We start from the raw sequence: 25993 nt of genomic DNA on the forward strand, positions 1-25993 counted from the left end.
AGTATGAACTGTGAACAGTTAGTATGAACTCTGAACAGCTAGTATGAACTGTGAACAGTAAGTATGAACTGTGAACAGTTAGTATGAACTCTGAACAGCTAGTATGAACTGTGAACAGTAAGTATGAACTGTGAACAGTTAGTATGAACTCTGAACAGCTAGTATGAACTGTGAACAGTAAGTATGAACTCTGAACAGTTAGAATGAACTCTGAACAGTAAGTATGAACTCTGAACAGTTAGAATGAACTCTGAACAATTAGTATGAACTCTGAACAGCTAGTTTGAACTGTGAACAGTAAGTAGTGAACAGTCAGCTGTGAGTGAAGGACACCTATTTTTCCTTTAGCTGCTGCTTTGTATGGAGCCAAGACTGACAGCAAGGGCACTTCTGAACAAGACGTTCGGGGGTGCCCTTTTTCCTGCATCGATACTCTGAATTACAGCGCCATGTTTCAATTCGCCGCAACCAGCCACAATGGGGTATAAGGTCAAAGAAAATGACATTCCATAGACCGAGCATGCTTTCTGTAAATCAGGGAGGTGGAACGGCCTTGTAACGACGTATGGATTCATATACTAGCATTATCACTGAATACGCTGACATCTGGACGTGTGAGATATTCAGGGACACACACATGATACATATGGGGGCGACATAGACATGCGCGTAGGAGATGCATCCCTTAATGCAACTAGAGAATAATTCAGAAATGTGTGATCGGCTCCTATACCGAATGGAGTTTTCAACTGTCTGCAACCTAATGAACTGCGTATCATCTTCAAAAGTGGGCGCTGGCTCGAGACACGGATGTATTTCTTTTATACTCCTTATCCACACTCTCCCATTTGCTCAGTACTATCAAATACATTCAAGCTTCCCTAATACGGCATAAGTCAAAATCAATAATTGTCCTGCTGCAAACAGCTAGCGTTAATGGATTTTTATGAAGGGAAAGGAGACGATGGTTATGTTATGGCTACAGAGAAGCGCGATCGTTCTGGATTATATTTATCCTGATTGAAAGGGAGATTGAACATAGAGACTATAAACTAAACATTCGATCGTACTCCAGACTTTTCTCAGTGAGCATCATTACCTTTAATCCTCAAGTAAGGTCAAGGACGACAGCCGTTGGCCAACGCACAAACCCCCGAGGCAACAACCTCGGGGGTTTCCTATGGCATTGGGATTCATGAGATGGAAGCTTATAGGCGTAACGCGTCGAGATCGAACTGTGGCACGAGTCCTTCTTCCGCTGCGCGACCGAGCAGGGCCGTTATGGCGCCATAGCCGTCCTCGCCCAGGTTTCTCGTGAATTCGTTGACGTACAGGTTGATATGCGCCTGGGCAACTTCCGGATTCATCTCTTGCGCATGGCGCAGAATGTAATCCCGCGATGCTTCCGGATGAGCCCACGCGTATTCGACCGAGGCGCGGGTCCAGTTGGTGATGGCCGCAAGGTCCATGCTGCGGCGGGCAATAATTGCCCCAAGCGGAATCGGCAATCCGGTGTCGGCTTCCCACCAGTTGCCCATGTCGGCCAACAGTGTCAGGCCATAGTTATGGTAGGTGAAGCGCGCCTCGTGGATGACGAGTCCAGCATCGATGTCGCCGTTGCGTACCGCCGGCATAATTTCGTTAAACGGCATGACCACGATGTCGCCGACGCCTCCCGGAACGTTCTGCGCCGCCCATAGGCGGAACAGGAGGTAGGCGGTTGAGCGCTCACTAGGCACCGCCACCCGTCTGCCAGACAGCGCAGCCGGATCATTGGACCCGCTCTTTGTCAGCACAAGCGGCCCGCAGCCTCTGCCCAGTGCCCCGCCGCATGGCAGCAGCGCGTACTCTGACAGTACCCACGGCAGCGCCGCATAGGAGACCTTGAGCACTTCCGGGCCTTGGCCGCTGGCTGCCAGCCCGTTCGTAATATCAATATCCGCGTAAGTGACGTCAAGCTGCGGGGCGCCCGGGACGAGGCCGTGCACCCAGGCGTGGAATACGAATGTATCATTTGGACATGGGGAAAAGGCAATATTCATCGTAACACCTCCATTAATACGGCGCTTGCCGCTTCCAAAGCTTTCAATGCTTCCGGGATACGCCATGCGTCCCGATTGCGCGGTCCAACCGCGTTGGAGATGGAGCGGAGCTCAAGCACGGGTACACCGCACGCTTGAGCAGCGACGGCCACGCCGTAGCCCTCCATCGCTTCGGCGGTTGCACCTGGTACCCGCGCGGCCAATTCCGCAGCCGTCTCGGCGGTTCCGGTCACGGTCGCCAGCGTGAGCACGGGACCGGCTGCAACTGGCAGCCCGGCCGCTCGCAGCGCCTCTGCCAAGCGCGCCGTCAAGCCGGCGTCGACGGGGACGCGGGCAGAGCCGAAGCCGAGCTCGTCCACGCTGCAGAAGCCTTCCGGCGTCTCAGCGCCCAGGTCGGCGGCCACGATTTCGCTCGCCAAGACGAGCGAGCCAATGTCGGCCTGACCGGCGAACCCGCCCGCGATGCCAGCGCATACGACGAGCCCGTACTCCGCTGTCGCCAATGCTCGCGCCGTACTCGCCGCAGCCGCAGCCGTGCCGACGCCACCGATCACGACGTCGAAGCGGGCATCGCCGTTCAGTCCGCGCAGCACGGCATCCCGCTCCGCAGGCACCGAGGTCATAATGAGCACACGTATGGTCGAAGTCGAATCTTTCAATATATTTTGATTCATGCTTATATTCTCCTTTAGCAGGTTAGCGTTATTGACTTTCTTTATTCCTTACTCCAAATTATCCCGATCTTAGCCTCCGTGTAAAGAGCCCAGAGTGGTTAGGCTAAATCAATCAAGCGGGAATCTCAATGTGCTTATTGCAAATATATGTTTATTCTAACATATGAAATGGCAGACTTTCTATTATTAAGAAGGTCAAACAATGAATTTCTGTGCTCTGCTAGATAACTGACCGTGGCCGGGTCCATGTATGGGGGAGCAATCAGGGGCCAACTGATTAGTTGTGCCGAAATAACGCTGAGAGTAATTTACGGCTCCGCTCGAGGAACCAAATGTTTTCAGATAGGGAGTGTTCCTTCAGTCGATTGTTTCGAATGTGCTAAACGGGTAATGGAGGTAATGGAGGTAATGGACGTAATGGACGGTGGAAAACGTGAGGTGTTCTGCTTTTTTTAAATATGGTTTATGATATAGGTCAGTATAGTTGAGTGACATATCTTGCCCCTCCGGTATCCAAATAGCTAGCTCCTTTTTCATTGGAATTCGTACAATGGATTCATGGTTGGGGAACAAAGGTGAGACCTTTCATTGGAAATTGTACAGCGGAATCACCCTTAAAGCGGCTGCGAGGCATGGAAAGGCTTGATTTGATTGGACGTTTTCCAGCAGAACGATAAAAAATGCTTTGTATACGAGATTCTACTGGATCTTTTCCAATGCAATGTTAGCGTGGACCGTAATGACTGTGCGAACTGCGTGGATTGCAAGAACTGTAGTGAATCGTGGGCCGCGTGGACCATAGAGACTGCAGAACTGCAGAGACTGCAACGTCTGCAGAGACTGCAACGACCGCAGAGACTGCAACGACCACAACGACCGCAGAGACTGCAACGACCACACGTCTGCAGATTGCAACGACTGCATGGAGTGAATGGGCATTAGGCAAAGAGGGGAACTTCAAAAAGGAACATATGAAGTGTGGAAAAAGTAATCCTGAACAGGAGAGGGATGGACATGGGAATACGTTGGCGTGAAACACATGATATACAGTCGGACAACTCCGATTATAAAAGAGATTGCAGGCTGTCGACATTGCTCGAGTGGATGCAGCGGGCAGCTGATGCCCAGATTGCGTCGTTCGGCGTATCGCTCGATGAGCTGATTGGCCAAGGGATGGCATGGATGCTAGTGACGGTGGATGTCGAGCTGCAACGGTTGCCCCATTATGGAGAGACGATTGAAATCGAAACATGGAATAAAGGGGCCAAGGGCGTACAGTGGCAGCGCGATTACCAAATCTACGGACCCGATCGTGAGCTGCTTGCAGAGGCAAGAACGGTATGGGTGCTGGTCGATTTGAATAAGCGCCGGATTCTCCGCGCATCGGCCTTCCCTTACGAAATTCCGGTCAATGCCGAGGATTCGGTCGGCGAGGCGCCGCACAAAGCGGACATTCCAGCAGACACTGTGCTGGAGCATGCTTATGACTTGAAGGTGCGGCTGAGCAGCATCGATATGAACGGCCACTTGAACAATGCGCGCTTTGCCGATATTTGCTTGGACGCCCTGACGCAGAAGCAGTTGGAGCGAGGTATCGCGCGCTTTCATATTACTTATCACCAGGAGGTCGCACCGGGTGACGAAATGACCGTGCTGCGTTCCGATGGGGACGGAGCCAGCTATTTCATCTGCGGAACGTCCGCCGAGGGCAGCCGCTTCTTCGATGCCTGTGTCGTTCTCCGTTAGTTAAGGCTTATCATACGGTCGTCCGGTTGGTTGTTTTGTGAAATATATATAAGAAAACTATTGTTCTAAAAGACCAGCTTATGGTAATCTGTTCTATGTTTGCACTGAAATATAGCGACCATTGATAGAGAGACTGTGCTCTCGTATAGAGCCGCTGAAGATGGAGCAACGACAACTACACCACTACATACTTGGGAGCAGAGAGAAAATGAAGAAAATAACCATTGCGGCGTTGGGGATTACACTAATTGCGGGGGCATTGCTGCAGAGCGGGCAGGCTGAAGCGGGAGCAAGAAGCTACGGGTATATGGATATGAAGTCGAATCGCACATTCGTGCCGATTCGTTACCTGAGCGAGCAATTGAAGTATGATGTGAATTGGGATCCGAAGACGAAGGGGATTGAGATAAGCAAAGGCGAAGATAAGGTATCTTTTACGCTCGGGCAGAAGAAAGCCAAGGTCAATGACACCGTGAAGGAAATGGATGCAGTGCCGTTCAGGGAAGGCGGAACGACTTATGTGCCAATCCGATTCGTCAGTGAAGCTATGAAGCTTCAGCTCGAATGGGACAAGGCAGGATCAGCCCTTGTGTTCCAGAACGGACAGGATGCACATAAGCTTCCGGTCATTTCGACAGCACGGAAGATTTCCGCGAGTACTCCGATTAAGCAGAAGCATCAATCCTTTAACGTTGGCTCCAAGCGTCTTTCCGCCACGATTGTGGAAATAGACCTGCTTCACCCTAATATTCGGCTCGGCGTCGGCATTGCCAAGGGCAAGACCGGAGCGGTCGACAGCCTAAAGCATATGGCGACTGTCAACGGTGCGAAGGTAGCGATAAACGGCACGTTCTTCGATGCATATACGAAGTCAAGTGTGAAGGTTCCATACGGATATATCGTGAACAATGGCAAGATGGTGCATCAGAGCTCCGGAGATAAGCGGGCAGCGATCATCTTCACGAAGGACAATCAAGTGGAGATTATTTCTGGAGAAGAGTTCTCGGAGCGCTTCGAAGAGGGCGTCGTATACGGAGGGCTGCAAGCAGGCCCGCGCTTGGTGACGAATGGAAAAGTGACGGTCAATCCCGTCAAGGAAGGCTTCAAGGATCCGAAGATTGTGACCAGCGGCGGAGCCCGCAGCGCGGTCGGGATTACGAAGGACCACAAGCTCATTCTAATGACAACGTCCAGCGCTACGATTCCCCAGTTGGCCAACGCCATGAAGCAAGCCGGGGCTTATCAAGCGATGAATTTGGATGGCGGCGCATCCAGCGGGCTGTACTACAACGGCAAATACTTGACGTCGCCGGGCAGAGAGATCAGCAACGCGCTGCTCGTATATAGAGGAAAATAAAAGAGAATATTATGAGGTCGGTCTGGGTTACTCAGGCCGGCCTTTTCTCATATTTCGGCAGGAAAAGTAACCAGTGACTTTCTCTCCAGCATACAATTCTAAGTTTTCACGGGTACGATTCTGGGATAACTCTGTTGCCTGAGGGGAGCTGCGGGAAAATAAAAATGTAAATGTTGCTGAAGAGTGATGCTAAGCCGTTGGAACGTACAACTATTTTAATCTTAGCGGGAATTAGATATCGGCGCACACTGGTAACTAAACTGTTAAACTGAACAATAATAAAACCTTTTTTTACTAATTAATTTCACTTAAGTAAAAAATGTTTACCATGTACAAAACTTTTTCATTGAGATACAATGGGCATGAATAACAAATTAAGATGCTTAGTGATTGATGAAAAGGAGATGAACGAAATGGGACAATTCACACTCCCGGAACTGCCATATGCTTACGATGAACTGGAACCTTACCTCGATGCGAGAACGCTGGAAATACATCACGGAAAACATCATGCCGCCTATATCGCCACTTTGAATCAAGCTTTGGATGGACAGTCTCAATATAAGAATGCTTCCGTCGAGGAACTGCTCTCGAACTTGAACGATGTGTCGGATGACATTCGCACAACGGTGCGGAATCATGGGGGCGGACACTATGGTCACAGCCTGTTCTGGTCGGTCATGAGTCCCAATGGAGGAGGCAACCCGTATGGTGATATCAGCAAGGGAATCGAGAAGCATTTCGGAAGCTTCGAGCAATTCAAGGACGATCTGAGCAAGGCTGCCGTCAGCCGATTCGGTTCGGGCTGGGGCTGGCTCGTCGTGAACGGAGACAAGCTGGAGGTGATGAGCACGTCGAATCAGGATACACCATTTATGGAGAACAAGACTCCGATTCTGGTCGTCGACGTGTGGGAGCATGCCTATTATTTGCAGTATCAGAACAAACGTCCTGACTTTGTCTCGGCTTGGTGGAATGTGGTAAGTTGGGAGGAAGTCAATCGCCGCTATCAGGAAGCGCTTGACTCCTAACTAGAGCGGATCTTCGATGGATTCAAGTCTAATCCTATTGCCGGGATTATCCGGTAGGAAGGGGTGTTATATGATGATTGCTCATGAAGCCCGCCTTCTGAAACAATCAACGCGCAGAGACATCCTGATGATACTGAAGCAGCAAGGGCCGATCAGTGTTCAGCAGATGGCGGAGCAGCTGCACATTACGGGCATGGCTGTCCGCAGGCATCTATACGATCTGCAGAAGGGCGGCTATGTCCACATTCAATTGGTCCGTCAAAGCGTGGGCAGGCCGAATTATGAATACAGCTTGTCGGACAAAGCGAATTCGCTGTTCGTGAACAAGTACGACGCGCTCGCGATGGACATGATTGAAGAAATGCAGGCAATGGCCGGCAATGCATTCGTGGAGCAGTTGTTCGAACGGCGCAAGCTGAAGCTAGAGGAGAAATATGAGCGCATGCTGAAGGGCTTGAAGCTCGAACAACGGGTGCAGGCGCTGGCGGATATTCAAGACAAGGAAGGCTACATGGTCAAATGGGGAAGAAACGTAAACGGATCGTTCTGGCTGGAAGAGGCCAACTGCCCGATATCACATGTCGCGGCCAAGTATTCCCCTCCTTGCCAGTGTGAGTTAGCGTTGTTTGCGGATCTGCTTGAAGCCGACGTGGAGCGTACGGAATGCATGGCTCAGGGGAGCAGAAAGTGTATGTACCGTATTACAGAGAAGCACGCTTGCACGTCTCTTGCGAAGCAGGCAGACGGGGAAGAGGACGGATGACAGCTCACTACGGCTTCCGGTCCGCGGTGACGATTCATGTATAACGGAAAGGAGCATGGCGGCGTGGAAGGAGCCCTATTTGCTAATTTGGACGATACGAACCACATTACCGTTGCCGATCCCTATTTAATCGATATTGTCCAATCTCTGATGAATCTGACAGAGGCTTGGAAGGACAAGGTGAAGGGCGGCAGCATCAAGCTGCAGTTTGCCGTTCAGATTGGCTCTAAGCTGGATGCGGACCGACAGGAACGGCTAATGGAGTTCGTTCAAGAGACACCAGTGCCGGAGAAGGATATGGGTAAAGTGCTGCATGCCTACGCGATGGAAATGCCGGAATGGTCGATTCGGCACATCCTGCGTATTTACAGGCTGGCAGAGCGCACGAAGGCCGCGCTTATTATGTTTAACGATTTGATGGAGCGGCTGGAGCAAGTGATTCGACAATTTGAATTCGATTTTTGGGACGGCAATCTTCCACGGGAGGAAGATCGGTTGGAGAGCGCCTTGGAAGACGTGCATCACAAGCTGACCGCATTGGCAGAGCATGCGCCTCGGCGGGAGAAGAAGGCATACAATTACAACGGATCCTACGGCGACAGCTCCTCTAATTCGTGGGAACATCAAGAAGAACGAGGAGGCGTTTCTTTTCACGCTTTGATTGGTGTTCCTGATGAAGCGGATGCCAAGCAGGTTCGGAAGCAGTCTAAGAAGCTATTGAAGCTGCTGCATCCTGATCATGGAGGAAGCGCCTACCTGTTCGATTGGGTGAAGAAAGCATATGATGTCTACAACGGCAACGGTCACAAAGAGTAGTGGAAGGGAATGCGGCGGAACCTTGACGGCAGCCGGGCGGATATTGATGACCCGACTGCCGTTACCGCTTCATTCCAAGACCGGCATTGGCCATACCGATTTCTTTAATCCACCTTGGCGCCATGAGCACGCGCAAAAGCGACGGCCTGTCCCATATCGATGCGCACGCCCTTGAGCTCCAACGCTTTCCAATCAATACCGTCCAGCTTAGCTCCCCTCAAGTCCGCTCCATCCCACGATACTTTGGATAGAATCGCATGGGTTAAATCGGCATCTCTCAAATCGGCTTTCACTAAATTGCAATTGGATAGATCCGCTTCGACCAACCGGACATGGCGCAAATTTTGCTTCATCAGATTCGCATGGCGCATGTTCGTATACGACCAATCCCCGCCCACAATCGTCATTCCGTCCCAATTTGCATTCGAGAAATCAGTTCCGACCATTTTGCACTCTTCGAACTTGGCGGAGAATAAATTAACAGAGGTAAAGCGGCAGTTCGTAAAGGCGCTGCGCGTATGCACCGATCCGTTTAAGGCGGCCCCTGAAAAATCACAATCAACGAATTGACAGCTCGTCGTCCACGCTTCCTCCAGCCGGGCTGAGCGAAAACGGCAGCGCGTAAAGATGCAGTTGCGCAATTCGCCGTCTCTCAAGTCGGCCTGGTTGAAGTCAATTTCCTCATATTGCTGATCCGAATACTGGTACAATGAGTCAACCTCCTCTATGTATATTCCATAGTAGCAAGTGTTCCTCTCTAATAGCAATGCAAGCTTGAAAAGGTAAAAGTAGGCTAGCGGCAGAGATAAGCCCACTTGTGATATAGTAGGATAACATCATGTTACACCACACTATTGGTAGAAAGAGGGATTATTTTGTTACGCTTTAATAAGAAAGTACATACTATTCTTGCAGCTATTCTGCTGCTAGCATTCTGTATGCCTGCATCAGCGCAGCCGTCCTCCGTTCATCCGAATAACAATCAATGGTCTAGACATTCGGATTACTCATCACCCGTCAACAAACCGAAAATATTATGGGCGGTTCCCATTGATGATAACATAACGAACATGGTCGTTGACTCCAAAGGAACGATATATACGGTATCTTCCAGTCACTCCAAAAGCCGATTGACTGCGGTATCTTCCCAAGGAAAGATTCAATGGAAAGCAGAACTGGAGTCAAAAGGCCGGGACGTTGTTCTGTTCCGTGATAACATGCTCATCGTGAGCGGATCCAGTAATGAAGATGGTGTCTCCTCCACCTTGTCGGCATATTCGACGGAAGGGCAGCTGATGTGGCACAGCACATTTCCGGGAGTAGATAACTTCGGACAGGGCAGCATCGGCGTAGACGACGATGGTATGTTTGTCATGTCCGGCTTGGAAGCGAACGAGGACGGGAATCAGGACATCGCGATCATCGCTGTGAACACATTAGGCGGGACGTTATGGACCCAAAAGCACCAGCTGAAGTCTCAGCACACGACGGCTTCATCGCCTATCGTCGTTAAGGACGGCATTTATCTAACCGTATCCAAAGGCAAATCGGAGCAGATTAGCAAGGGCGCTTCCACAATCCAATATGATGATGGGCGCTTGCTCAGGCTGGATAAGCAGGGCAACGTCGTCTGGTCCAGATTTTATCATGGCTACCATCTCGCTTCGCCGGTGTACACCCAGAATACGTTGTACGTACCGGCAGATAAGCATGTGCACTTATACGACTTGAACGGCAAGCGCAAGCAGAGCATCGAGATGACAGGTGCTATCAACAATTGGATCGGGCCGTCCATCGGCAAGAACGGCAACATCTATTACGGGCAAAGAATGATGGAGCCCTCCGGAAAAATGCTGTGGTCCTTCACTCCGTTCGATATCCCGTCCAGCAACGAGTATCCGACGAATACGGTGGCGATTGATAACAAATCCAATGTGCTTTACGGTTATGACAGCTTGAAGGGCAAGGGTGGCGGCATCATATCGGCTAATTCCGTGACGAAAAAGGTCAATTGGAAGCTTCCGTTGTACCAATCGTTGTCTTCCCCTCCGGTCATCGGCAAGGATGGCACCATTTATATTGGCGGAAGCAAGCTGTTCGCTATTAAAGCCGCTAAGTAGCCACTCTGTCCAGTCTCGGACTGGATGGAAGCAGCCGTTTCCGTGCGGCCTTATATTGGCTAGCCTCGGGCTTCAAGCGCAATAGTCCTTCTGCCCATTCTCCCGTACAGTCAGGAAGGATAATATATATGCCGTTTCGTATACCATTTCATTCAGCATATGGCAAGCGGAAGATGGCAGCAAGATAACCGGGCCATGCGTGCAAGAGGTTGATGCTCCTGTATCTTGACCTCCATGATATCGCAAGATTGCGTAACATTTCTGCTTGGGCAGACGTATGGCCGCTCGGGAATCATCTCGGGCGGCCATTTAGGTTGCAGTGGCTATAATACAGGTGCTTCAGAGTTCATTCGGTTCACCGGTACCCGCTGCTTTCAGATTCATCAGCTTCCTCAGCTTGAATTCGGTCGAAGACTCCGGGGCCGGCGTATAGATGCTGCAGCGCAAGTCGGCGCTGCCCTGCACCTGGAGTGAAGTCAAATGGAACAGCATCTTGCCCGCCTTGGCATGCCGGAATTCGATGACGACCTCAGGGGCCGAGCTGACTTGGCTCTGGTTCCAGAGCTGGTGGAAGCCGGGATGGGCTTCCTTCATTTCTTCGAGAAACCGAACATACCATCCATCCTCCACATATTGACCATAATACGCGCGGAAGATCGACAGAAATCCTTTGACGAAATGCTCCCAATTGACAGCCAGGCTCTTGAATTCCTTGCGCGTAAACAATAAACGAATCATATTCCGCTCCTCAGGCGGGATACGGGTAAAGTCCAAGAAGACATGAGACGCCGCCTGATTCCAGCCGACGATGTGGCAGCGCCTGTCGGAAATAATGGTCGGACAGTGCTGAAGCTCCTGCAAAATGCGCTGCAGAGCAGGACTGATCTGCGCTTCTTCTTCCTGCCATGGATTGGCTCCAGCACCGCCCTCCAGCGCCAAGGCATACAAGTATTTGCGCTCGTCCACGGTCAATTGCAACGCCGCCGCCACATTGTCCAGTACGGATGCGGATACTTTGATGTCGCGTCCCTGCTCCAGCCACGTATACCAAGTCGTGCTCACTCCCGCCAATTGCGCGACTTCCTCTCTTCGCAGTCCTGGGGTTCTGCGGCGGGTTCCTTCTGGCAGACCTACGGTTTGAGGAAGAATTTTAGCCCGTTGAGATTTGAGAAAGTCGGACAGCATTTGGAGCCGCGATTGGTGATTCATCGCCTCATCCCTTTCACCTGCTTTATGATAGTACTTATTATACTAGGATAAACAACAACTTGTAATATGATAATGACTATGCAACGATAGTATTAATACAATTCGAACTCAGGAGGGAAATGTGATGAACAGAGTCGTCATTACGGGGATGGGAGTTATTTCTCCGCTCGGCAATGAGGTGGACGCATTTTGGAATCAACTCATCCGTGGGGAATCGGGAATTTCCCTTATCGATACATTTGATACATCGAAACATAAAACAAAAATAGCGGGTCAAGTTCGGGACTTCGATGCGGACGCACGCTTCGGCCGCAAGGAAGCGCGGCGCTTGGATCGTTTCTGCCAGTTCGCCTTGGCGGCGGCAGAACAAGCTTATGAAGATGCCGGACTCGCCGCTTGGGATCAGCTCGACCGGGAGCGAATGGGCGTATACGTGGGCTCAGGCATCGGAGGCATTCAGACAATGATGGAGCAGCAAGCCATCTTAACTAACCGTGGTCCTGAGCGAGTAAGTCCGACATTGGTGCCGATGATGATTGCAAATATGGCTGCCGCCCAGATTAGTATTAAATATGGAGCGCTAGGTCCGAGCTTATCACCCGTGACGGCCTGTTCGATTGGCAACACGGCTATCGGCGAAGCGTTCCGGCTCATTCGGTACGGCGGAGCAGATGTCGTGTTTGCCGGAGGCACGGAAGCGGCAATTACGGAATTATCGCTGTCCAGCTTCAGCAATGCGACCGCCTTATCGGCGCGGAATGACGAGCCTGCCCGAGCGAGCCGGCCTTTTGACAAAGATCGGGACGGGTTCGTCATGGCCGAGGGCGCAGGCATCTTGATTATGGAGTCATTGCCGCACGCCTTGCGCAGAAATGCGCGCATCTATGCGGAAGTGATAGGCTATGGAGCAAGCTCGGATGCGTATCACATGGTCGCAACTCATCCAGAGGGACGCGGGGCGACTCAAGCGATGAGGCTGGCGCTTCAAGAGGCTGGCATTGAACCGGCACAAGTGGATGTCATCAGCGCGCACGCGACGAGCACCGGAATCGGTGACCTGTCCGAGACGACGGCAATTAAGCGGTTGTTTGCCGAACAGGCTCACCATATACCCGTCACCGCCAACAAGTCAATGCTCGGCCATATGCTGGGCGCTGCCGGCGGCGCGGAAGCGATCGCGTTGATCAAAACATTGCAGGAAGGCATCATTCCGCCGACAATCAATCTGGAGGAAGCAGATGCCGATTGTAATTTGGACTACGTGCCGAATCAGGCTCGTTCTGCCTCTGTCAACATCGGAATGTCCAATTCGTTTGGCTTTGGCGGACATAATGCAGTTATCGTGCTGAAGGCATACGAGCGGTGATGCGAATTAGATAGAGGTTGCCCTCATCCAGGCTTGATATAGCGGAAGCGCCGCTATCAAACAGATTAACAAACTGGCGTCGGTGGATTACCGACGCCAGTTTTTAAAATAGGTTTTTTTCAAAGGGGCCTTGATCACAGGGATTGCTGCAAAGCTCATCTAGAGTTGCTTCCAGGGCTTGTTTGATTTGGATAAAATATTTATCTTCTTCGTTCAAAAACTAGAACATTCCGACTGGATGACACAAGACGGAATCCGTTTCTCAAAAGACAACGTTCAGCAAAAAGCACGCGTCCACCGATCACCAAGAATCGGCGACACGGTCTAGCACTACCTACTATACGGAAAGCTGTTATAATTCTGCGTCTATCTACGACGCTGCGTCTAAATCGAATCGTAACCACATCTATTCTTGCCATATCATTCACCTCACTCTTCTACGAGATACTAATAGAAGATGCGATATCTACTAGAAAGGTAACTGATAAGCAACTACTAGCCATTCAAATCTATTCATGCCTATTCTAATAAAATCGAACTACGCGCATCCTTTTGAACTTACTCGAACCCCATATTTAATCACAACGTTACTGGTACCTCATTTGATGAGTACGTCGGCGATTTCATCTACAGTTAGTTCTTGTTTTTAAATGACAAAACAGTGCTTTATGCTCTAATGCAGCGGAACTTCGACAAAAACGGATGAATTTCCAAATAGTGAGAAGGAATTTACAGAAATTTGTTGAAATAGTGCGAATGACCTTTTAGGTCACGATCATACAAAACGGTATAGAGGTGCTGTATGGATTTCCTTCGCAAAGGTATCGTAATAGGGTTATTCCTTCTTATTATAGGTTTATTTGTTCAACCATCGTGCCTCTGGGCGGCATCGTCATCAGATTTAGAGCAGTTGAAGCTGTCGCAGTGGGACGTGCTGTGGGAAGCTAGCCCACTGAAATGGGAAGACGTGGCGAATATGGAAGAAGGGTGGAGAGAGGTGAATATTGCCCGGGGAATTCCTTCGAAGCCAGAAAGAATCAAGTCGGCTTGGTTCCGCATTACGCTGCCTGCTACGCCTTGGGACGAGTCCGGGCTGTACATTGACAAGCTATATGCGTTCGATGTGGAGGTATATACCGAGGATGGACGGAAGATATTCGAAGCTTCCCGTGACTACAGCTATGATATTTACCAGATTCTTGTGCCTCTCGTTGCCAATTCCAAAGGACAGGATATATTTATTCATGCTTCGACATCAAGTGATAAATTCGGCATTCACAGTGAGATCACGATCGGGAATTATCAAGACCTGCTCCCGTTATATGTGAATAAGGGATTGCTGGATATCATCTTGGGCGGCGCCTTGGTATTTGCCGCAATCGTCATGTTAAGCTGTACTTTGTTTTTGCGGAATATCGATGTGCCGAGCTGGCTGTCGCTTAGTCTGGTCATTTTATCCTTCGGCGTTCTGATGATAACGTATTCCAGATTTACTTATACCTTTTTCAGTGAGTATGGAAAGGTTTTTGCTATCCTGTTCGATTTAGGTTTAATGATATTATTTCCTGCTTTAAGCTACTACTTCGAGATAATAACGGGCCCCGGACCTCGTCGCATCATTACAAAATTCCGTAAATTTCAAGTGGCCTATGCGTCATTTATTTTGTTAGTGCTTTTTTCGAATTTGATTTCTGATAATGCCATTTACAGTGTTTATTTTTTTCTGACGGTAACCGTTCTGGCTTTTATCATTGTCATCCAACTCGTCGTGCTGCTTAGCGTTTCTGTTTTGTATGTCCTGCGGAAGAATAAAGATGTCGTTCTATTTGCGATTGGTTTCACTATATTCGCAATGACATCTATCGCAGAACTGATATGGTTTCTCATACGGTATGCCCAGTATGAATTGACATTATGGAAATGGGGGTCGTTATGTTTCGTTCTTGCGCTCATCCTTATTCTAGGAAGGCGGGTTGCTTTGAATCATGAGCGAGTCATCCAGTATTCGAAGGAACTGGAGATGTATAACGGCAAGCTGCAGCACTCGGAGAAGATGGAAATATTAAGCGAGCTTGCCGCTTCGGTAGCCCATGAAGTGCGCAATCCGCTGCAAGTGACGCGCGGCTTCCTGCAGCTATTGGATAGTAAGGCGGCGATGAAGGAGAAGGAATACTTGAAGCTCGCGCTGACCGAGCTTGATCGGGCTTCCGCCATTATTACCGACTTCCTCACCTTTGCTAAGCCAGAGTTGGAGGACATTACGGTGCTGAATGTAGGCGAAGAGCTAAGCCATATCGAAGGCATCCTCATTCCGCTCGCCAACATGCAGGGCGGCGTCATGACGTTGGATATGCCGCCGAACCTGTGCATTAACGGGAACTCCTCCAAGTTCAAGCAAGCATTCATTAACCTGATTAAAAACAGCATCGAGGCCTTAACCGAAAAAGGATGGATCCGCATATGGGGATACGAGCAGGAAGGCAAAGTCACCATTCATATTCTGGATAATGGCGCTGGCATGGATGAGCAGGAGTTAAGCCGGTTGGGTGAGCCGTATTTTTCAAATAAAACAAAAGGTACCGGGCTTGGCCTCATGGTGACGTTGCGGATTATCGAGGTCATGCAAGGGGAAATCAAATTTACCAGCAAAAAAGGTGTCGGCACCGAAGTGGTCATTCGCTTCCCCTCCGTTTATGAGAAAGCGATGTGAAGCAGGGCAATTAAAAAGAAGAGGGCTTGTCCCTCTTCTTAAAGTACGTAAATATGTTTTACCAATGTCCCATTTGCACGCGGCCTGCTGTGATGACATCTGTCGGATTCGGAGGGATAACCAAAACAAAACTGTCCGCGGTTTCTTCCACGGCTTTCATTTTAATATGTTCGGGAATGGAGATGCCCAGCACTTCCTTGATAGCGGACTTCGGATCAGATAGCAGCTTCTGCTTGAACGACGGATCCTCCCAAGCCTTCTGTACAATTTGATTTCTGACCAGTTGTTCGGTGCTCATAATACTCATCCCTCCACGAATTGGAATTTGCTTGAATTATAGTCTATCATGCTTAATTTGTAGAATCCACTACTTTTTTACCGTTTTTCGACAGCCAATGATTCAATCCGCCTAGCATTAAAGTCTCGCGTTCTTGTCGAACGCGGTTCGCTTCCCCGACGAGACCATCGATAAGAAATTGATGAAATTGATGCAGATGCGGAATATCGAGGTTGAGCGCCTGCAACCGGCGGTGATGCTCCTGCGCCTGTTCTGCGTAGCCTTTCATGCAGTCGTGTACGGCTATCGCTGTCTGCACGGTGTCCGGCGACAGCGGCTCCGTAGCCGGCAGGTTCAGCTCGAATCGGATCCACGACATGAGGCAATTGTAGCTCCCTTCTTGCAAGTCATCCTCCCAATCTTCCCAGTCATCGGCCATTTGCAGCGTGACGAGCACGGTGTCGACCGCATTGGACAAGGTGTCAATCAGATGAGTCCGGCCGGTAAGGCATAGCGCTCCAGTGCTGGCAAATTTCACGGGAGCCGCCTTTCTCGCGACCATGACGCGATGCGTCAGGAAAATATCTTCCTCCCGTTCCTTCACTACGGCTTCCGCCCACTCCGTAATGTATTGATGGAACGATGTCCAGAAGGAAGAATCGGATGGGTATAACTGATGATATATTTGCAAAAATTCCAAATAGCATAAATTGCCGAGAACGAGCTGTTGACTCCAATCTTCCGGCCCGGTGTCCATCAAGTCGTCCTGAAGGAAGAAGTATAGCATGACGAATACGTTGGCTAAGGACAACTGACGGCATTGCTCCCGCGTCAAGCCTGCCGTTTCTTGCACCCAGTAAGGAAGCAAATAACATATGTAGTTGGTTGTGCTATCCTGCATCAACGGGTTGAATTTCTCCATATATCGTTGCCCCAAAACGTTCATGGGAGCAGGAAAGGCTTCTATTCTCCGTTCCGCTTCCGCGAAGACTTCGTGCAATTCCGCTTTGTGCTCATCGAACCATATCATACGATAATCCTCCTTTGCTTAGCGGTTGAGAACTCGTGCGAAAGGCTTCCAAGCCGAACATGCGAATGTTCAGGTTGCGGTCCGAATGGTACCAATCGTCCAGCTCCCGTGCCCTTTCTTGAGATAGATCGGTTCCGGTGAATAGCTGAGACACGAGTTGCAGGTAACGATGAACTTTTTCCCTAATCTGCATGTTGTCGGTTGAGATGTCGTAAGATGTGACGTTGATGGGTTGAAAACGAAAATGCGCCAGCTCCATTTTGAGTGTGTCTTTGAGGGCAAGAAGTGAGGGCCTGCGAATGTGGCGGCGAGATTCATCATACATGCTGGCGAACAGCGGAAGCTCGTCTACATGCAGAATGCCGCCTTCTTCAATATCCATAATGATGATGCGGGTGCCATCTTCTGTGCGATCCTGCAGCCAGCGGAAGAAATGCGCCCTGTCGGGAATGTGATCGATGACGAGCCTGGCGATGATGGTGTCGAAGGTGCCGCTCGCGGGCAACTCTTCGTAGCTGCCGTGATAGCAGGCGATTGGCTGGTTCGGCTGAGCATGGGCTCTGTGCAACATGGCATCATTGAGGTCGATGCCCGTGCATGCCGATTCAGGGAAGGCTGCTTTGAGCCGATTCAGATAGGCGCCGTTCCCGCAGCCCACATCAAGCACGCTTCCGGGTGCAGTATCAGGGAAGAACAACTGTTTTTCCATGTCGAACAAGAGGTCCGCAGTCAGCTCTAGCATGTTGTCGAAGATGTCGATGATGTCGATTTGCGGCGTCATTGTAAGCCCTCCTCAACATTTGCTGGGATGAAAGTCATACTCAGTATAGATTACAGGGCGAGTGGAAGGCAATATCAGGAAAATAAAAATGCCGTCGATTCATGAGAGCGGAATCGACAGCAATTAGGAATAGGCGTTATTTTCGATAACCGTTGGCAAACCATTCAACCGCCGTTTGTTCGAATTCTTCGGGCTCTCGGCCCAACAGCTGCGTAATCGATGCAGTTACGGCATCTTTATTGCCATCATGTTGTTCCGTCAGATCACAGAGCAGCTGCAGTTGTCCGGCAAATTGTTGGAATTCGGCCTTGGACAGCGGCAGCTCGTGCGACAGGACATAGATGTCGGCATCATATTTCTGTATCCGTGCCAGCAGCGCGCGGGTGCCGGGGACGGTATACTGAACCGGATTGCTGTACAAGTCCTGATACAGGCAATCTCCAAGCAGCAGGACGCGCTCTTCTTGGACATAAATGATGGAGGAGTCATGGGCGTGATCGCCGCCGACGTGCTCGATGCTGCAATGCAAGCCGCCCAAATCAAGCTCCAACGAATCTTGGAACGTCATCGCAGGGACCTCGATCGCAACGTCGCGATTGGGGCCGAGCTCTTTTTTTATCATATCTGCGCAAAAAGGAATTTCCGTTCCATTGCGCACTCTTTCATCCAAAGCGTCGTCGGTCCAAGACAGCGGCACGAGCTGCTCAATCGCCTGCTTCGTCGCCTCGTGGGCGATGAGAGGGATACCCATGCGGTGGCTTCCGAAAATATGATCCCAATGCCAATGGGTAAGTACGGCTGCATACGGTTGCGGCCATTGACGTTCAGCCAACAGAGAAAGGAAAAGAGCAGCGTGGGCGGGCGAATTCCCTGCATCTACGACAAGCGTCCGCTCTGTACCGCGTATCGCCGCGATAATTGGACGATCGGTCTCCTCCTCTGGAGGCAAGAACACGATATCATCCGTTAATTGTTTCAAAATTCGTTCATGCTTCATTTGTCTTCCTCCTTAGACCGTGTTTTGCCAGATTCATCGTTGAGGATGCCATTCAGCTTCGTAAGGGTGTCAAGCACTTGCTGCAATTCCCTCAGCTCGACCTTGGAATAATATTTGCGGACCAGCATCTGGTCAATGTCTTCCAGCACTGCCCGATATTCCTCGCCGCGCTTGCCGAGACGGATGAGCGCTTCCCTTCGGTTGCGCGGATTGGGATCGCGGACAATCATATCCCGGTTCTCCAGCTTCGCCATCGTCTGGCTGACGGCGCTCTTCGTCACGTTCATGTAAGCTGCGATCATGTGTGCGGTAATAGGCTGAGACCGAATGATGTGGAACATAATGAGCTCTTGCTGCGGCGTCAATTTGAAGTCATTCAACCGTTCCACTTCAGGTGAGCCAGACGTAATGATCGTTTTGAACCGTTCGAATTGCTCATTGATCCGATCCATGACGCGGCGATACTCGTCATACATGGACGAACAACCTCCTTCCACCTCGTTGCAACAAATTTTGTTTAGTTAACTTAACTTAATTAAGTTTTAATATAAACCGGATTTCTTGAACTGTCAATTGCGATCACAGGGGTCGGAGACATAACATGGAGCGGTATCATGCGGCGCAGCAATGTATGGATTTTCCCATCAAATCCTTATCTATTGGATAAGTGAACGTACATAATCGTCACAATATTTTCAACTGGAGAGGGTTAGTCGTATGGTGGAGAATTCGCCGCCCCAATATGGACGGATTATAAAAGAGCACGTGTTAATGTTCGCAGGCATTATCATCATGGTATTCGGATTGATGATTGTTACAGGCTCCATCATTGGAACGGATTCGGAAATGTCGGCTGGCGCCCAGCTGGCTCTGGTGCTGTTGGTCGGCGTTATGCCCGCATTGCTTGGCGGCTGGATGTGCTTCGCTTCGGTCATGAAGCGGAGACGGCGCAAGCAAGAGGAGTTGGAAAGCGCACGCTCGTCTTGGCGGCGAGTCACGGAGGGCGCCTGACCCCTGCCGAGCTAGCCATGCATACCCGCATAAGCGTGCAGAAGGCGAGCAGCTTGTTGGAGCACTTCGTGAAGCAGAAGGCGGCTATTTTGAAAATTGCGGACAACGGCACGTACGTATATGAGTTCGATGGTTTGCTGGATGATCGGGAAAAGGCAGAGGCCCAGTCGTTGAAGGAATTGATTTACGGCGAGCCCGTGTAAAACAGCCGAAACGGTATTCTTCATGCAGCGTACAACTGTTTAATGAAACTTATGGGTATGTATGCGCACATCGTGGAGGTTGGAGCGAAGGATGATGCAGGAACAACGAGCAGAGCTGGAGCAAGCGCTAAAAGAAATAGAAACGTGGGAACAGGAACAGCGCGATTTGTCGATTTTGGAAAAAATCGGGCGGATGCCGTTCACGCTGCTGGATCGATTTACGCCGAAAGGGCTGCAGCAGAAGATTGCCGAGCTGCTGGATGAATTGGGCAGCTATTTGCATACCGGCGGCAATTACTTGGTGCAGGAGAAGAGTGTGCTCAAGAAGCTGCATGCGAATTGGCAAGAAGCTGATCCGGCAACGGCGGGGCAGTATGCGGAGCCAGACATCGCGCTTGTGGAGGCCATGCCGCTCGCCGTGTGCGATCGTGTGGCGGAACAGGTGCGGGAGGCGAACAAGACGATGGCGTTCGCTCAAGGGGCGACGACCGGGTTCGGCGGCATCTTTACGCTTGCCATCGATATTCCCGCCGTGCTTGGGTTGGGGCTGAAGGTGCTGCAGGAGACGGCGATTTGCTACGGCTATCATCCGAACGATGTGAGGGAGCGCGTCTTTATCGTCAAGTGCATGCAGTTGGCTACGTCGGACGTCGTCGGAAAGCGGGCCATCTTGAAGGACTTGGCCGATTATGATAATCCGGACCGTGCTCGTGATGCCATCTCTGAAGTGCAGGGCTGGCGGGAGACGATGGCCTCGTTCACCGATAGCTTCGGGTGGAAGAAGCTGTTTCAGTCGATTCCCGTGCTCGGCATGGTGCTCGGCTCCTTCATGAACCGCTCCATGATTCACGATATGGCTGAGACTGCACAGAACATGTACCGCAAGCGGGCGGTTAAGGCGCGGTTGCGGGAATTGGATTCAGGTCTCTAATGTTTTTGTAAATATTTACATCTCTTTTTCATCTCTTTTTCAGGTTAATGGTTTATAATGGTTCCTTACCTTCAAACTATGAAAACGAGAGGATTGGGGCAATGACCACAAAACCACCTATCCAATCAGGTGAAAAAGAACGAATTGAAGAGATTACGATTATGCGTGCGCTCGCCTTTTTTGCTATCGTTCTGCAGCATAGCATTGGCGAGTACATCTATCGTGCGGATATTTTGCCTGGGGATGCTGTCATGTTGGGGATGCTGTATCACTTTACGCGATACGGAACGTTGACTTTCGTCTTCTTGTCGACCGTCATCTTGTTCTATAATTACGATGCTTCTCTTGATTACGGTCGGTTCATCAAGCGGCGCGCGCAGTCCGTGCTCGTGCCTTTCGCGCTGTGGACCTTGATATACGGCGTATTCACGCTGCAAGGGCAACTGCTGACGAAGGAAGGCTGGGTGCTGCTGAGCCAGCAGTTTCTCACGCCGACTTACGGATATCAATTATGGTTCATCCCGATGATCTTTCAGCTGTACCTCCTCTACCCGTGGCTGGCACGGTTCGTGCAGGCTGTGCGGAAGCGGCTATTCACTTGGTTCGGAGTCATATCCGTACGCCATGTGACGGGGATACTGCTCGTGCTCGGAGCGGCTTATGCAGGTCTCATGTATTGGTCATACTATAAGGCCGCGGGGTGGGCGGAATCGGTCGGCGGAATTGGACAAGTGCTTGCCGGGCACCGGACGATGATCGTCATATTTTACTTTTTCTACATTGCGCTTGGCATTGTGTGCGCGCTTCATCTGCAGCGGTGGCGGCAGTGGGTGCAGCAGGCTGCTTCCTGGAACTTATTTATTTTTATCGCGTGCTACATCTTCATCGGTTATGATCTGCTGTCCGCAGGGATCACGCCAATTAACTTGAATATCTCGACGTATTTGAAGCCGACTGTCTTCGTGCTCATCGTAGTGCAGATGCTGCTCATTTACGCGATTGCGCTGCATATCCAGAAGCGAGGCGGATTGATGCAGCTGTTCTTGCGGATGGCCGGAACGTATTCGTTCGGCGGATATTTGGTGCATGCGCTCGTGCTGGCGCTGGTGTCCCGATTTACCCGCCAGCTATCGCTGGAAGGCTTTCACCTGATCGCTACTGTATTGACGTTTGTAGTGGTTGCAGGGGCATCGCTTTTTATCGCCAGATGGCTGCAGCACTCGCCATTCGCAAGCTTGTTCATCGGGGCGAAGCGCAGGAAGACAAGCTCAGCAGAGGTGGCCAGAAGCCGGCGAGGAGAAGCGAGTTCTTCTTACTCCTAGCGCCGCATCTTTTCTTTTCTGCTAAAATAAGGGTTGACATTTACGGGTTTACCATTTTATGATGAGTATACATTTTGGAAAAAGGAGGTTGATGAAGATGACATGGAATCAATATGTGACAGTGCAACTGCATAATGATAGTGAACGGTCTCTCGTCGGCCTCTACGGAGTGAGAACAAGATAATCGAGCGATCCCCCTCGGGGGAGGCTAATATCGGTTGCTTGGCCATGGACGATGAAGTCTGTGGCTTTTTTGTATGTTCGGATGGCCGCAGGACGAGAGTCTGCGGTCTTTTTTTGTGATTTTTGGAACAGAGCAGAACGGAAACTGGAAAGGAACTTTAAAATATATGTATACAAATGATTCTTTATATAATGGGCAGGAGCAGGAGCAGGAGTGCTATTATCGCACAATGGAGCTGCCTGCCGGGACGCTGCACGTCTATGCCAATAATGCCCTCTACCATGATTTGGGGGCCAAAGTATTTGGAATGGCCAACAACAATTTGCAAATTCCGAACCGGGTCTATATGAGCTATACCCCGGACGTTCATGTCGGTGTCGGAACGTGCATCGGCACAACGGCGGTCTGGAACGCGAGCAACGGTTACGTATCTCCCTCCATCGTCGGGAGCGATATCGGTTGCGGCATGCGGGTCCATCTCACGAATTTGCACCGCGACGCATTGCAGGATGTGAAGCTGCGGCGCAAGCTCGTGAAGGCGATAGAAAAGATGATCCCCATCGATTCCCATGCGCGTGGTCATTTCTCTGACATCCGCTTGGAGCATGTGTTGGTGAAAGGGCTCCATGGCTTGCCGAAGAAATATGTGCCAGATGCCTATACGCCGAAGAAGGCGACGTCCTTAACTCATGTGGAGCACAGCAAGTTCGCGTTCGACGAGGACGTGCTGGACGCGATGCCGGCAGCGGCGTGGCACCGCTCCCACCGTCAGCTCGGAACTCTTGGCAGCGGCAACCACTTTGCAGAAATCCAAGCCGTGGAAATCGACGAGTCGAACCGGGAGGTCGCGGAAGCTTGGGGATTGTTCGATGGCCAAGTCATCGTCATGATCCATTCCGGCTCCCGCGCTTGGGGTGGCGCCGTCAGTCAACTCTGCAGCAAAGAAATGGCGCAGTGGATGCGCTCGATCGGCAGCGGCACGGCCGATCCGAAGCTCGTGTTCGCGCCGCTTGCCGAACCCGTGGCAGAGCGCTATGTTCATCTGATGTATTCAGCGCTCAACTATGCCGTGGTGAATCGGCATCTGATGGCTTATGGCATCCGCGAGGCGTTCCGCGACGTGTTCGGCACGAAGGTGGAGATGAGCACGCTGTACGATTTAATGCACAACTATGCGTGGGAAGAAAGCCATGACGGACGCCGCATGTTCGTACACCGCAAGGGGGCGACCCGCGCGTTGCCGCCGCAGCACCCGGACAATCCGAAGCCGTATGCGGCAACTGGACATCCGGCGCTCATCCCGGGCTCGATGGGCAGCGCGTCCTATCTCATGGTTGGCCGTGAGGCAGGGGCGGCGAACTATTATTCCATCTGTCATGGGGCGGGGCGCGTCCGGTCTCGCAGCGCCACGAAGCAGCTGGTGACGGTCGACGAGTTCGCGGCTTCGCTGCGGGTTGGCACGGAGGACGAGGTGGTCGTGAACCAGCGCACGCTGGAATCGATTATCGACGAATCGCCGCAAGCCTACAAGGATGTGGAGCAAATTATAGAGAGCGTCGTTGGGGCCGGACTTGCCGGCGTAGTGGCGAGATGCAAGCCTTTGGCTACGGTCAAAGGCGGGTAGCATGCGGGCAGCGCGTTCGCTGCGCCCGCTCTGAACCAGATAGACCGCATTCCGCTATGGGATGTGGTCTATCACCGTTGTGTAGCGCGTCTTATTGGCACGCGCTGTGCGCAAGGCCGCCGTGCGCTATTGCGGCATTGGCAACCTGCGCTAGCCGCGCCGCTTGAGCCGCATTGTGCGCTATGGAAGGCCTGCGCGCACTATGAACGGATAGCCGGGCGTAGCATGGCATGCGCTGAGAATCGGCTCGTTCATTGGAAAAGATCCAATAGAAGTTCCCATTTCAAGTGGCAATGGTTCATTCTACTGGAAAATCTCCAATCAAATCCCCCTATTTCAGTGATAGAGCCGTACTTGAGGCCATTTGACTGTACCATTTCCAATGGAAGCACCCTCTCGGCGCTCATCTTCAACAATCTACTGTACGAAATCCAATGGATGTGAGCATAGTAAGTTAAATGTGCAAAGGCATTACTGTACAAATGAGCAGAGACAGCATGCTAATAGTAAGTACTCGTTAAGAGCCATAAAAACTGCTGGATTCCTTGATTGGATTCAGTCGCAAGGACCGCTGCCCCAGCGCCTGCTATCGCCACTCCTATAACCTATAACCTACCACCACCTGCCGCTAGCCCTGCACTGCCTCCTAGTTCAAGGTTCTGCACAAGATAGCGATTGGAGAGGAGGCCGCGCCGGCAATGGCAATCTCTAGTGGGATATTGAGTACACTATGAGCCCTTACCGTTACATTCATGAGTTCACAAGCTTCATTCGGCGCTTTGACGATCGGCACCCCGTACGTGACGCCCTTTATTTTGACGGCCCCTGCAAATGCTCCGCCGCGCGGATTAAGATAAACAGCCACTTGCTTCGCTTTATACGTGCGGTTGATAAGACGGACCGATACTTTATATTTGGAGCCATATTGTCCTTTATTATCAAAGGCGTGTTCCGGGTCATAGCTTAAGGCTGCTTTGTACAGAAAGTCATTCCCTTTGCCCATGATGCTCACGCTCTGCTCCCCTTGCCTTACATCAAAGGAAATCGAGTTGCCCCGAATGTCCGCAAAATCCCAAGAGCCTCGCGGGTGGGGAGAATTCGGCGTTACAGGCGGCTCCCGGTGCGTTCTGAGCTCTGCACAATCATGGTTGGCCAATACCGAACGTACCATAAACTGCAACGCTCTCTTCCTTTTCTTCTTCTGTTTCACTGTAAACTCCACAACAGCACCGCTTAATGTATTGGGATTCATTTGCATTTCGTATACGATGCCAATGTCTCCGCCTTGAACTGACTTGTCCACGGGAGGGCGAATATTCCATGTCCCGCCTATGAGGGCTTTGGCCATGCACAATCCTGCTGCAAGAAAATTTTCTGTATGCAACACTTCCTGTACACTTACTTTGGAAATTTGAATCATATTAGTACTATCTGCAACGCCATCATTGCTGACCGTGACCGCCGCCCGCACGGGAATGTCCAACCGATTATAATGCCACAGAAACACGCGGTACGATACGCTGTTGCTATCCTTTACCGTATCATGCCATACCGTGGCCATATGGTTGACGAACGGCACGCTGTCATTAATCGATTCGGGATTATCGCTAATAAACAACCGTCTTCTGCCACTTCCTCGCGCTCCTGAAATATCTGATGGTACCGGTACGGCGCTTAATTCGACTTTTTGTTTGTCAGGCTGTGTACAAGACATGAATATCCCTCCTTTGAAATAAATGAAGGCGCAGGTGTACAAGATCATTGTATGAGCCATGTGGGTGAGACAAGACGATAAATCT

At 50.8% G+C, this 25993-nt stretch carries 25 protein-coding genes; 14 read left to right on the forward strand and 11 right to left on the reverse strand.

Going from position 1 to position 25993, the window contains the following annotated elements; all coding sequences use genetic code 11:
* Positions 1-1208: 1208 nt before the first annotated feature.
* Positions 1209-2042, reverse strand: a complete 834-nt coding sequence (locus M3650_RS30550) for a 1,4-dihydroxy-6-naphtoate synthase (RefSeq protein WP_251580075.1) — start codon at positions 2040-2042, stop codon at positions 1209-1211.
* Positions 2039-2716: a futalosine hydrolase gene (locus M3650_RS30555; RefSeq protein WP_251580077.1), complete on the reverse strand. Its 678-nt coding sequence runs from the start codon at positions 2714-2716 to the stop codon at positions 2039-2041. Before M3650_RS30555 ends, M3650_RS30550 begins: the two co-directional genes overlap by 4 nt.
* Before the next feature lie 791 nt (positions 2717-3507).
* Between M3650_RS30555 and M3650_RS30560 the strand changes: the two genes are divergently transcribed.
* The 6 genes from M3650_RS30560 (at position 3508) to M3650_RS30585 (ending at position 8429) form a co-directional block, all read left to right on the forward strand.
* Positions 3508-3750: a hypothetical protein gene (locus tag M3650_RS30560; RefSeq protein WP_251580079.1), complete on the forward strand. Its 243-nt coding sequence runs from the start codon at positions 3508-3510 to the stop codon at positions 3748-3750.
* Positions 3731-4462 (forward strand): acyl-[acyl-carrier-protein] thioesterase, encoded by a 732-nt coding sequence (locus tag M3650_RS30565; RefSeq protein WP_251580081.1) that lies wholly within the window; start codon positions 3731-3733, stop codon positions 4460-4462. Before M3650_RS30560 ends, M3650_RS30565 begins: the two co-directional genes overlap by 20 nt.
* A gap of 208 nt (positions 4463-4670) precedes the next feature.
* Complete coding sequence (locus tag M3650_RS30570) at positions 4671-5819, forward strand: phosphodiester glycosidase family protein (protein WP_251580083.1); 1149 nt, start codon at positions 4671-4673, stop codon at positions 5817-5819.
* Between the two features lie 413 nt (positions 5820-6232).
* The gene (locus M3650_RS30575; protein ID WP_251580085.1) at positions 6233-6850 is read left to right on the forward strand and encodes a superoxide dismutase; all 618 of its coding nucleotides are present in this window, start codon (positions 6233-6235) and stop codon (positions 6848-6850) included.
* 70 nt (positions 6851-6920) lie between these two features.
* Entirely contained in the window at positions 6921-7613 is a 693-nt protein-coding gene (locus tag M3650_RS30580; RefSeq protein ID WP_019422283.1) for a helix-turn-helix transcriptional regulator, read from the forward strand.
* Positions 7614-7649: 36 nt separating this feature from the next.
* Complete coding sequence (locus M3650_RS30585) at positions 7650-8429, forward strand: molecular chaperone DnaJ (RefSeq protein ID WP_251580086.1); 780 nt, start codon at positions 7650-7652, stop codon at positions 8427-8429.
* 104 nt (positions 8430-8533) lie between these two features.
* Here the strand turns inward: M3650_RS30585 and M3650_RS30590 are convergent, their stop codons facing one another.
* The gene (locus tag M3650_RS30590) at positions 8534-9139 is read right to left on the reverse strand and encodes a pentapeptide repeat-containing protein (RefSeq protein WP_251580087.1); all 606 of its coding nucleotides are present in this window, start codon (positions 9137-9139) and stop codon (positions 8534-8536) included.
* Positions 9140-9304: 165 nt separating this feature from the next.
* Here M3650_RS30590 and M3650_RS30595 point away from each other — a divergent pair, with 165 nt between their 5' ends.
* Positions 9305-10549 carry an outer membrane protein assembly factor BamB family protein gene (locus M3650_RS30595; protein ID WP_251580088.1) on the forward strand — a complete coding sequence of 415 codons (1245 nt, stop codon included), beginning with the start codon at positions 9305-9307 and terminating at the stop codon, positions 10547-10549.
* Between the two features lie 339 nt (positions 10550-10888).
* Here M3650_RS30595 and M3650_RS30600 read toward each other — a convergent pair whose 3' ends face one another.
* Positions 10889-11758, reverse strand: coding sequence for a helix-turn-helix transcriptional regulator (locus tag M3650_RS30600; RefSeq protein ID WP_251580089.1), 870 nt, complete (start codon positions 11756-11758; stop codon positions 10889-10891).
* A gap of 124 nt (positions 11759-11882) precedes the next feature.
* Here M3650_RS30600 and fabF point away from each other — a divergent pair, with 124 nt between their 5' ends.
* Both fabF and M3650_RS30610 read left to right on the forward strand, forming a co-directional pair.
* Complete coding sequence (gene fabF, locus M3650_RS30605; RefSeq protein ID WP_251580090.1) at positions 11883-13124, forward strand: beta-ketoacyl-ACP synthase II; 1242 nt, start codon at positions 11883-11885, stop codon at positions 13122-13124.
* An 802-nt stretch (positions 13125-13926) separates the two neighbouring features.
* Positions 13927-15834 (forward strand): sensor histidine kinase, encoded by a 1908-nt coding sequence (locus tag M3650_RS30610; protein ID WP_251580091.1) that lies wholly within the window; start codon positions 13927-13929, stop codon positions 15832-15834.
* A gap of 58 nt (positions 15835-15892) precedes the next feature.
* On the opposite strand, the gene M3650_RS30615 is transcribed toward M3650_RS30610, so the two are convergent.
* The 5 genes from M3650_RS30615 to M3650_RS30635 form a co-directional block, all read right to left on the reverse strand.
* On the reverse strand, positions 15893-16132 hold the full coding sequence (locus tag M3650_RS30615; protein ID WP_251580092.1) for an NHLP leader peptide family RiPP precursor: 240 nt from the start codon (positions 16130-16132) through the stop codon (positions 15893-15895).
* A 52-nt stretch (positions 16133-16184) separates the two neighbouring features.
* Positions 16185-17141 (reverse strand): hypothetical protein, encoded by a 957-nt coding sequence (locus M3650_RS30620; protein WP_251580093.1) that lies wholly within the window; start codon positions 17139-17141, stop codon positions 16185-16187.
* A complete protein-coding gene (locus tag M3650_RS30625) occupies positions 17125-17922 on the reverse strand; it encodes a class I SAM-dependent methyltransferase (protein ID WP_251580094.1) in 798 nt (265 codons plus the stop codon). Before M3650_RS30625 ends, M3650_RS30620 begins: the two co-directional genes overlap by 17 nt.
* Positions 17923-18058: 136 nt before the next feature.
* Entirely contained in the window at positions 18059-18919 is an 861-nt protein-coding gene (locus tag M3650_RS30630) for an MBL fold metallo-hydrolase (RefSeq protein WP_251580096.1), read from the reverse strand.
* Positions 18916-19395: a MarR family winged helix-turn-helix transcriptional regulator gene (locus tag M3650_RS30635; protein WP_251580098.1), complete on the reverse strand. Its 480-nt coding sequence runs from the start codon at positions 19393-19395 to the stop codon at positions 18916-18918. The genes M3650_RS30630 and M3650_RS30635 overlap by 4 nt, the downstream gene beginning before the upstream one ends.
* A 241-nt stretch (positions 19396-19636) precedes the next feature.
* On the opposite strand from M3650_RS30635, the gene M3650_RS30640 reads away from it, so the two are divergent.
* The 5 genes from M3650_RS30640 (at position 19637) to M3650_RS30660 (ending at position 24194) form a co-directional block, all read left to right on the forward strand.
* On the forward strand, positions 19637-19930 hold the full coding sequence (locus M3650_RS30640; protein ID WP_251580100.1) for a hypothetical protein: 294 nt from the start codon (positions 19637-19639) through the stop codon (positions 19928-19930).
* A 17-nt stretch (positions 19931-19947) separates the two neighbouring features.
* On the forward strand, positions 19948-20133 hold the full coding sequence (locus M3650_RS30645; RefSeq protein WP_251580102.1) for a hypothetical protein: 186 nt from the start codon (positions 19948-19950) through the stop codon (positions 20131-20133).
* A gap of 91 nt (positions 20134-20224) precedes the next feature.
* The gene (locus tag M3650_RS30650) at positions 20225-21064 is read left to right on the forward strand and encodes an EcsC family protein (protein WP_251580104.1); all 840 of its coding nucleotides are present in this window, start codon (positions 20225-20227) and stop codon (positions 21062-21064) included.
* A 101-nt stretch (positions 21065-21165) separates the two neighbouring features.
* A complete protein-coding gene (locus M3650_RS30655; protein ID WP_251580106.1) occupies positions 21166-22386 on the forward strand; it encodes an acyltransferase in 1221 nt (406 codons plus the stop codon).
* 350 nt (positions 22387-22736) lie between these two features.
* A complete protein-coding gene (locus tag M3650_RS30660; RefSeq protein WP_251580108.1) occupies positions 22737-24194 on the forward strand; it encodes an RtcB family protein in 1458 nt (485 codons plus the stop codon).
* Between the two features lie 91 nt (positions 24195-24285).
* Here M3650_RS30660 and M3650_RS30665 read toward each other — a convergent pair whose 3' ends face one another.
* Both M3650_RS30665 and M3650_RS30670 read right to left on the reverse strand, forming a co-directional pair.
* A complete protein-coding gene (locus tag M3650_RS30665; RefSeq protein WP_251580109.1) occupies positions 24286-24426 on the reverse strand; it encodes a hypothetical protein in 141 nt (46 codons plus the stop codon).
* A gap of 414 nt (positions 24427-24840) precedes the next feature.
* Entirely contained in the window at positions 24841-25908 is a 1068-nt protein-coding gene (locus tag M3650_RS30670; RefSeq protein ID WP_251580110.1) for a hypothetical protein, read from the reverse strand.
* Positions 25909-25993: the final 85 nt, after the last annotated feature.

It is taken from the genome of Paenibacillus sp. MER TA 81-3 (assembly GCF_023713585.1).
GTDB classification, from domain to species: domain Bacteria; phylum Bacillota; class Bacilli; order Paenibacillales; family Paenibacillaceae; genus Paenibacillus_B; species Paenibacillus_B profundus.